Below are 8,970 nucleotides of genomic sequence, written 5' to 3'. Positions count from 1 at the left end.
TTGAGCAATCTGGCAGAGCTATACCGTGCAATGGGACGCTACCAGTCGGCGGAACCCTTGTACGTGCGAGCGCTCTCGATCGCAGAGCAACAGCTCGGAGCCGACCATCCCAATACAGCAAGTAGTTTGAACAATTTGGCATTGCTGTACTATGCAATGGGACGCTACCAGTCGGCAGAACCCTTGTATGTGCGATCGCTCTCTATTTACGAGCAACAGCTCGGAGCCGACCATCCCTATACTGCAAGTAGTTTGAGCAATCTGGCAGAGCTATACCGTGCAATGGGACGCTACCAGTCGGCGGAACCCTTGTACGTGCGAGCGCTCTCAATCGCAGAGCAACAGCTAGGAGCCGACCATCCCAATACAGCAAGTAGTTTGAACAATCTGGCATTGCTGTACGATGCGATGGGACGCTACTCGGAGGCGGAACCCTTGTACGTGCGAGCGCTCTCGATCAGAGAACAGCAGCTCGGAGCCAACCATCCCGATACAGGATTGAGTTTGAACAATCTGGCAGGTCTGTACGATGCGATGGGACGCTACTCGGAGGCGGAACCCTTGTTGGTGCGAGCGCTCTCGATCAGAGAACAGCAGCTAGGAGCCGACCATCCCGATACTGCAAGTAGTTTGAACAATCTGGGAGAGCTATACCGTGCAATGGGACGCTACCAGTCGGCGGAACCCTTGTACGTGCGAGCGCTCTCGATCTGGGAGCAACGCTGCGGAGCCAACCATCCCGATACAGCATTGAGTTTGAACAATCTGGCAAATCTTTACAATGCGATGGGACGCTACTCGGAGGCGGAACCCTTGTTTGTGCGAGCGCTCTCTATTTACGAGCAACAGCTCGGAGCCGACCATCCCGATACAGCATTGAGTTTGAACAATCTGGCAGAGCTATACCGTGCAATGGGATGCTACCAGTCGGCGGAACCCTTGTACGTGCGAGCGCTCTCTATTTACGAGCAACAGCTCGGAGCCGACCATCCCAATACAGCATTGAGTTTGAGCAATCTGGCAAATCTTTACAATGCAATGGGACGCTACTCAGAGGCGGAACCCTTGTTTGCGCGAGCGCTCTCGATCGCAGAGCAACAGCTCGGAGCCGACCATCCCAATACAGCATTGAGTTTGAACAATCTGGCAGGTCTGTACGATGCGATGGGACGCTACTCGGAGGCGGAACCCTTGTACGTGCGAGCCCTCTCGATCGCAGAGCAACAGCTCGGAGCCGACCATCCCGATACAGGATTGAGTTTGAACAATCTGGCAGGTCTGTACAATGCGATGGGACGCTACTCGGAGGCGGAACCCTTGTACGTGCGATCGCTCTCTATTTACGAGCAACAGCTCGGAGCCGACCATCCCAATACAGGATTGAGTTTGAGAAATCTGGCAGAGCTATACCGTGCAATGGGACGCTACCAGTCGGCGGAACCCTTGTACGTGCGAGCGCTCTCAATCGCAGAGCAACAGCTAGGAGCCGACCATCCCAATACAGCAAGTAGTTTGAACAATCTGGCATTGCTGTACGATGCGATGGGACGCTACTCGGAGGCGGAACCCTTGTACGTGCGAGCGCTCTCGATCAGAGAACAGCAGCTCGGAGCCAACCATCCCGATACAGGATTGAGTTTGAACAATCTGGCAGGTCTGTACGATGCGATGGGACGCTACTCGGAGGCGGAACCCTTGTTGGTGCGAGCGCTCTCGATCAGAGAACAGCAGCTAGGAGCCGACCATCCCGATACTGCAAGTAGTTTGAACAATCTGGGAGAGCTATACCGTGCAATGGGACGCTACCAGTCGGCGGAACCCTTGTACGTGCGAGCGCTCTCGATCTGGGAGCAACGCTGCGGAGCCAACCATCCCGATACAGCATTGAGTTTGAACAATCTGGCAAATCTTTACAATGCGATGGGACGCTACTCGGAGGCGGAACCCTTGTTTGTGCGAGCGCTCTCTATTTACGAGCAACAGCTCGGAGCCGACCATCCCGATACAGCATTGAGTTTGAACAATCTGGCAGAGCTATACCGTGCAATGGGATGCTACCAGTCGGCGGAACCCTTGTACGTGCGAGCGCTCTCTATTTACGAGCAACAGCTCGGAGCCGACCATCCCAATACAGCATTGAGTTTGAGCAATCTGGCAAATCTTTACAATGCAATGGGACGCTACTCAGAGGCGGAACCCTTGTTTGCGCGAGCGCTCTCGATCGCAGAGCAACAGCTCGGAGCCGACCATCCCAATACAGCATTGAGTTTGAACAATCTGGCAGAGCTATACCGTGCAATGGGACGCTACCAGTCGGCGGAACCCTTGTACGTGCGATCGATCTCTATTTACGAGCAACTGCTCGGAGTTGACCATCCCGATACGGCAATGAGTTTGAACAATCTGGCAGGGCTGTACTATTCAATGGAGCGCTACTCGGAGGCGGAATCGCTTTACCTGGGAGCATTAGAAATCTTGTTTAACCGATTGGGAGAGAATCATCCCAACACCCAAAAAGTTTGGAGCAATTTCATTGATTTTCTCCAGAAGGCGATATCAGCGGGTCAAGACTCGCAACTTTCCCAGCATCCAGCAACGCAAGCAATGCTTCAGCAACTTCGGGAGACAGAGTAACTGTTGCTGCTAGAGCGATTGTTGCCAATTTCCTACAGGACTTACGCATGGGGATCAGAAACCGGGTTTTTTCGAGAATACTTCGTTGCAGCCCGCAGATTTGGCAAAAAACCCGGTTTTTTTGTCGGAGTGCATAAGTCTCGATCGCATTAAAAAGAGGTAAGTTGCGATTTTTCGTTTGGTGGGGGCGGGTTTTTGAGATTGTCTATCTGTGTCATAAAGGGTTGGAAAAACCCGCCCCCACAGGTCGATCGAGGATGTGCGATATCTCAGATTTTACGGTTGATTCCCCTACTTCATCTCATATCCAAACAAATTCGGATCGACTTCACCCAAATTCAAATCGGCCAAACCATACTCTGCCCAACGCCTTTCTACCATCGCCGCCACATCCGGATCTGACTCCAAAACTTCCCCCCATTCGTGATCGCTTTCCGGCGGCATCTTCGTAGTCGCATCAATCCCCATTCTGCCTCCCAAACCAATCTTTTCACTGGCAAAATCTAACGTATCAAAAGGCGTATTCGGCAGAATAAATACATCCCGAACTGGATCGACTTTAGAACTAATTGCCCACACAACTTGACGCGGATCGCGAATGTTGATACTTTTATCGACAACAATCACAAACTTAGTGTAAGTAAACTGCGGTAATGCACTCCAAAATGCTAAAGCAGCCCTGCGCGCTTGACCGGGATATGCTTTATCAATGGAGATAATTGCAGCTTTATAACTGAGGGCTTCCATCGGTAAGAAGAAATCGACAATTTCCGATACTTGCTGCCTCAAAATAGGCGTATAAATACGGTTAAGCGCGATCGCCATCATCGCTTCTTCTTTCGGCGGCCGCCCGCTAAATGTGGTCAGATAAATCGGGTCTTTGCGGTGCGTCATGCAGTGGAACCGCACCAACGGCGAATCTTCCACGCCGCCGTAATAACCCATGTGATCGCCGAAGGGCCCGTCGGGCAGAACTTCCCCGGGGGTAATCGTTCCTTCTAACACGATTTCCGAGTCCGCCGGTACTTCCAAATCTACTGTTTTGCACTTTGCCAATTGCACGCCGGAACCGCCGTAAAGTCCCGCAAATAACCATTCCGATAAATCTACAGGAATTGGCGTTGCGGCGGCGAGAATAATCAGGGGATCGACTCCAAGGGCGATCGCAACTTCCAACTTTTTACCAGCCTGTGCAGCTTTCCGCAAGTGCCGCGCCCCGCCCCGCACCGATAACCAGTGTACAGTCATAGTGTTTTTTGACTGCAACTGCAACCGATAAACCCCCACATTCGGCGTACCCGTTTCGCAATCTTTGGTAATTACCAAACCCAGGGTGATAATTTTGCCCGCATCTCCCGAATAAGGGCGAATCATCGGGATTTTGTTCAAATCCACCCCTTCTCCCTCAAATACCACTTGCTGACAAGCTGGGAAAAAGTCTCGGCCGGGTTTGGCTTTCACTACGTCGAACAACACTTTGCCGAATTCTATCGCTTGGGAAATCTTTTTCGGCGGTTTTGGCTGTTGCAGCATTCCCAGTTTTTTGCCGAGCTCTTCTAGTTCGATCGGCTTTTCCATGTTCATCGCCCAGCAAACGCGCTGTTCCGTACCCAACAGGTTGATTGCGACGGGGAATTCGGCCCCTTTGACGTTTTCAAACAGCAATCCGGGGCCGCCTTTTTGCAGCATTTGGTTGGAAATTTCGGCAATTTCGAGGTCGGAATCGACTAAGGCGCTAATCCGGCGCAGTTGTCCCCGTTCTTCGAGTAGTTTTAGGAATCCCCGCAAGTCTCTTGCCATTGTTGTTAAAGAAATGTTAAGTGTCCCTACTATTATGCGGCGATCGGGGGATGGAGTGCGGGGTGGGGGCGATCGGGCGATCGCTAAATAAATTTCTATTGTTATCGTTACTCTATGATTTGGTATTTCTCCGATCCATCAAAAATTGACTTTAGCTAATTTTTCTTTGCAATACTCTTAACCATAATTTAAACAAAGCTTATTCTATTGTTAGTTAATCTACTATTAACCAAAATTTAAAACAAGCTTATTCTATTAAAGCCCTTTCCTTGGGGGTTTCAGTCTATCCTATGGAGGAGATTTGCAAAGTCGGCTATTAAGGGAGAGGAGGAGTATGAATTTTTTCACAGGACGTTGGCGACGTAGTTTTATAGTGACACTAGCAGCAGCAGCATTTTCGCTCTCGTTGATTAGTTCTGCTGTAGCAGCCGTCACACTAAACGGTACGGGAGCAACTTTCCCTAAACCTCTTTACGATCGCTACTTCTCTCAGATGAGAAGTGCAAATCAAATTACTGTAAACTACGAAGGAACCGGCAGCGGTGCTGGCATCAAAGCATTAATTTCAGGCAATGTTGATTTCGCAGGCAGCGACGCGCTGATGACTGCTGCACAAATAGCCGAAGTAAAGCGGGGTGTAATAGCTGTTCCCACGGCTGGCGGCGCTGTTGCAGTTGTTTACAACTTGCCCGGAGTGACGAATCTGAGGCTAAATAACGATGCTATGAAAGGCATCTTTGAAGGCAAGATTACCCGCTGGAATGATGCGAAAATAGCCGGAATTTCTGGACAAGCTAAAGGCTTGCCAAATACTGCGATTCGAGTAGCTGTACGGGCAGACAGCAGCGGTACTAGCTTTATTTTTGCTAATCACTTGCAGGCGATCGGCAGCAGCATCAAAGCTGCCGCTCAGCCGAAGTGGCCAGACACCGCTGTCAGGGGTCAAGGAAACCCCGGCGTAGCTGCTTTGGTGAAAAATACAGCGGGTGCGATCGGCTACGTTCAAGATACTTATGCGCGGCAAAACAATCTCCAAACAGCATTTCTTCAAAATAAAGCTGGCCGGTTTGTAGATCCTAGTTTGGCTGAAGCAGAGAAAGCTTTAGCAGGGGAAACATTCCCTGCAGACTTCCGTTTAGTAGAAGGAAATCCTAACGACGGTTATCCGATTGTTGGCTTGACTTGGCTGTTAATCTACAAACAGTATCCTGCTGCGAAAGCAGAGGCTATTAAAAAGATGGTTAATTGGGTGATGACTACCGGTCAAGGTATCAACAAACAGTTAGAGTTTACTACAATTCCTTCAGCTACAGCTCAAAAAGTGGTTCAAACAGTTAATCAGACTGTGGTTGCCAGAGGTTAATGGGGGCGATCGCACCAGGTGATGAGTTGATGAGTTAAAGGTATGACTCAAAACTCATAAATCATCAGGTTAATGTGCGCTAAATTTACTATGTAAGGTGCGCGCTACACCCCTAACAACCGGGTATCCAGCGCGCACCCAGTCCATTAGAATGACTCAATTTCAAGCCAATATTTCACTTTTTACGCAATAATTCTGGTATGACCAAGCCTTTAAAACAATCGAAAAATTTGACTCGAAAATCGGCAGAAATAAACACAGAAGTAGATTTGACAGATACTGCTGGTGAAGGTCTATTGATGGAGTCAGGATTTACACTATTTGTATGGGTTTTTGCCCTAGCGACAGCGGGTACGCTGTTTTGGATGAGTGCGGTAATTTTTAAAGATGCTTGGCCAGCTATTAGCCATTTTGGACTCTCCTTCTTGTGGAATCCCAAGTGGGATATCGGCGAGTTGCAGTTTGGGGCATTGCCGTTTATTTACGGCACTGTGATTAGTTCTGCGATCGGCATAATTATCGCACTTCCTTTAGGGCTGTCAGTAGCTATAGTTACTAGCGAGAACTTCTTACCCGTTTGGGTGCGATCGCCCTTGGGATTCATGGTTGAATTAATCTCGGCTATTCCCAGCGTAATAGTTGGCCTTTGGGGCATCTTTGTTTTGATTCCCTTTTTGTTGCCATTGCAGCAGTCATTGTTTGAGAATTTCGGTTGGTTTCCCCTCTTCAGCAGCGAACCTTTAGGCCCCGGAATGCTGCCCGCTGGGATACTGTTATCAATTATGATTTTGCCAACAGTAGCCGCCATCAGCCGCGATGTATTGCTATCTGTCCCAGTAGATTTGCGAAGTGCTTCGATGTCCCTCGGTGCCACCCGCTGGGAAACAATATTTAAGCTGTTATTACCAGCAGCTAGTTCAGGAATTATAGGCGCTACAATCTTGGCATTAGGACGCGCTTTAGGCGAAACAATGGCCGTCACAATGGTGATTGGCAACTCGATTCAAATCAACCAATCCCTGCTAGCTCCCAGCTACTCAATTCCTGCGGTTTTGGCAAGTCAATTTCGGGAAGCTCTCGAACCGCTGCACATTGGCGCTTTGATGTATTTAGCCTTGATTCTATTTGTCATCACTCTGTTGGTGAATGCAGTGGCAGTATTGCTGGTTAAGCTAATGGGCGTTAAGGGAGCTAAAAATTAAAAATGACTCAAGCACAAAAATCAAATAGTATTCTGGATGCCGAAATCTACAACCCCCTGTCACTGAGCAGAACTTTGTTCAGTCGGGGAATGACACTTATTGCCTGCGTTCTCACAGCTCTTGCCGTGCTACCTTTATTCGCTATTTTGTACAAAATCTTGGGGGAAGGGCTTACACATTTGAGCTGGGAAGTGCTAGTATCTTTGCCCGCACCCGTCGGAGTTGAAGACCAGCCCAACGGCTTTGCCAATGCCATTCTCGGCACTGCTTTAATGGTGGGAATTGCGACATTAATCAGCGTGCCTATCGGCGTAATGACGGGAATATTTTTGTCTGAGTTTGGTAGAGAAAACAAAGCGATGGCCAATAGTATTCGCTTTATCACCGTCATTCTCAGCAGCGTTCCCTCGATCGTCGTTGGCGTCTTTTCCTACGCCCTAATTGTCGTTACCACCAAAGCATTTTCATCATTAGCAGGCGGTTTTGCCCTCGGCATCATCATGCTTCCAGTTGTTGCTCTGACAACAGAACAAGCATTAAAATTAGTGCCTACTTCTTACCGTCTCGCTTCTGCTGGTTTGGGAGGCGGACGCTTTCAAACTATGTTTCGCATTATCATACCCTCAGCACTTCCAACTATTACCACAGGTATTTTACTCGCTGCTTCCCGGGCCGCCGGCGAAACCGCGCCGCTGATTGTAACGGCGTTGTCGAGTCAGTTTTGGCCTCCTTTAGTTGATAAATTGGGCGAGATAATGCAGTCTCCGATAGGTGGAGAAACTATCTCAAAACTCAAAGAAATTCCCGAGACACTGCTGACTCCGACTCCTTCTATGTCGGTATTAATATATAGCTACGCCAGCTCTCCTTACAAGGAGCAGAACGAATTGGCGTGGACTGCTGCCTCTGTCCTTTTGGGTATGGTTTTAATTGCTAGCGTCGCATCCCGTACAGTAACTCGGAAACGCTTGCAAAACCGATAAATCAATAACTCAAGTGCATCTTTCAGTCAAATATTAACAATATAACCCGCAAATAATGAAACCTAAAGCTAACTTAAAAGCAGAAAACTATACAGATCAATTCCTAGACGATGTTACCCCGGAAATTGACCCCAATGCAATGCCAGCACTGCGGATTCAGGACTTGAGTTTTTATTACGGAACTCACAAAGTCTTAGAAAATTTATCGATGAATATCCCTCACCCGCAAATTACGGCGATTATTGGCCCTTCAGGTTGCGGCAAATCTACCTTTCTCAAAGCTCTCAACCGGATTGGTGAATTGGAAGGAAAGGTTCAAATTAAAGGAAGAGTCGAGTTTTTTGGACAGGATATTTACAGCCCGAAAGTAAACATTAATAGTTTGCGCCGCCAAATTGGAATGGTGTTTCAAAGACCGAATCCTTTCCCGCTGAGTATCTACGATAATATTGCTTACGGGGTGAGAATTTTTGGTCGTAAAAGCAAAGCAGAATTAGATGAAATTGTGGAATCTGCCCTCAAAAGTGCGGCGCTTTGGGATGAGGTGAAAGACGATTTGAATAAATCGGCTCAGGGGATTTCGGGCGGACAGCAGCAGCGACTTTGTATTGCTCGCGCTTTGGCGGTGAAGCCGAAAATTTTGTTGATGGATGAACCTTGTTCTGCTCTCGATCCGATTTCAACGATGAAGATTGAGGAGTTATTTCAAACTCTGCGGCAGCAGTTAACTGTTGTGATTGTGACGCACAATATGCAGCAGGCGGCTCGTGTTTCTGATTACACGGCATTTTTTAATACTGATGAAACTCGCATCGGTCGGCTGGTGGAATTTGGGCCGACAAGTAAGATTTTTACTTCTGCGGGTAATTCGAGTACGAGAGATTACATTCAAGGCCGTTTCGGTTAATACCAGGGTGTTTTGCTTTCTCTCAATCACTATATTATGACAGGGCCTTAAGTCCCTGTCTCACAGTTAATGTCCTCTTAA

6 protein-coding genes are annotated in these 8,970 nt (G+C 48.4%); 5 read left to right on the top strand and 1 reads right to left on the bottom strand.

Going from position 1 to position 8,970, the window contains the following annotated elements:
* Nucleotides 1–2,634, top strand: a 2,634-nt coding sequence (locus tag QUA25_RS19890) for a tetratricopeptide repeat protein (protein WP_333040767.1), incomplete at its 5' end; no start/stop codon positions are given.
* A gap of 291 nt (nucleotides 2,635–2,925) precedes the next feature.
* Here the strand turns inward: QUA25_RS19890 and QUA25_RS19885 are convergent.
* On the bottom strand, nucleotides 2,926–4,434 hold the full coding sequence (locus tag QUA25_RS19885) for a UbiD family decarboxylase (RefSeq protein WP_333040765.1): 1,509 nt from the start codon (nucleotides 4,432–4,434) through the stop codon (nucleotides 2,926–2,928).
* A gap of 334 nt (nucleotides 4,435–4,768) precedes the next feature.
* Between QUA25_RS19885 and pstS the strand changes: the two genes are divergently transcribed.
* The 4 genes from pstS (at nucleotide 4,769) to pstB (ending at nucleotide 8,889) form a co-directional block, all read left to right on the top strand.
* Nucleotides 4,769–5,797: a phosphate ABC transporter substrate-binding protein PstS gene (gene pstS / locus QUA25_RS19880; protein WP_333040763.1), complete on the top strand. Its 1,029-nt coding sequence runs from the start codon at nucleotides 4,769–4,771 to the stop codon at nucleotides 5,795–5,797.
* Nucleotides 5,798–5,997: 200 nt separating this feature from the next.
* Complete coding sequence (pstC, locus tag QUA25_RS19875; protein ID WP_333040760.1) at nucleotides 5,998–6,999, top strand: phosphate ABC transporter permease subunit PstC; 1,002 nt, start codon at nucleotides 5,998–6,000, stop codon at nucleotides 6,997–6,999.
* A gap of 2 nt (nucleotides 7,000–7,001) precedes the next feature.
* A complete protein-coding gene (gene pstA, locus QUA25_RS19870) occupies nucleotides 7,002–7,982 on the top strand; it encodes a phosphate ABC transporter permease PstA (RefSeq protein WP_333040759.1) in 981 nt (326 codons plus the stop codon).
* 55 nt (nucleotides 7,983–8,037) lie between these two features.
* Nucleotides 8,038–8,889, top strand: coding sequence for a phosphate ABC transporter ATP-binding protein PstB (gene pstB / locus QUA25_RS19865; protein ID WP_333040757.1), 852 nt, complete (start codon nucleotides 8,038–8,040; stop codon nucleotides 8,887–8,889).
* Nucleotides 8,890–8,970: the final 81 nt, after the last annotated feature.

Origin of the sequence: Microcoleus sp. Pol17C6, assembly GCF_036701145.1 — a bacterium.
GTDB lineage: Bacteria > Cyanobacteriota > Cyanobacteriia > Cyanobacteriales > Microcoleaceae > Microcoleus.
Note: the sequence above shows the minus strand (reverse complement) of the source record. Positions and strands in the feature narration are given on the sequence as shown.

Bases quoted from the DNA above. Each gene is read 5' to 3' on its own strand.
- pstC (WP_333040760.1), top strand. From the start codon at position 5,998: ATGACCAAGCCTTTAAAACAATCGAAAAATTTGACTCGAAAATCGGCA.
- QUA25_RS19885 (WP_333040765.1), bottom strand. From the start codon at position 4,434: ATGGCAAGAGACTTGCGGGGATTCCTAAAACTACTCGAAGAACGGGGA.
- pstA (WP_333040759.1), top strand. From the start codon at position 7,002: ATGACTCAAGCACAAAAATCAAATAGTATTCTGGATGCCGAAATCTAC.
- pstS (WP_333040763.1), top strand. From the start codon at position 4,769: ATGAATTTTTTCACAGGACGTTGGCGACGTAGTTTTATAGTGACACTA.
- pstB (WP_333040757.1), top strand. From the start codon at position 8,038: ATGAAACCTAAAGCTAACTTAAAAGCAGAAAACTATACAGATCAATTC.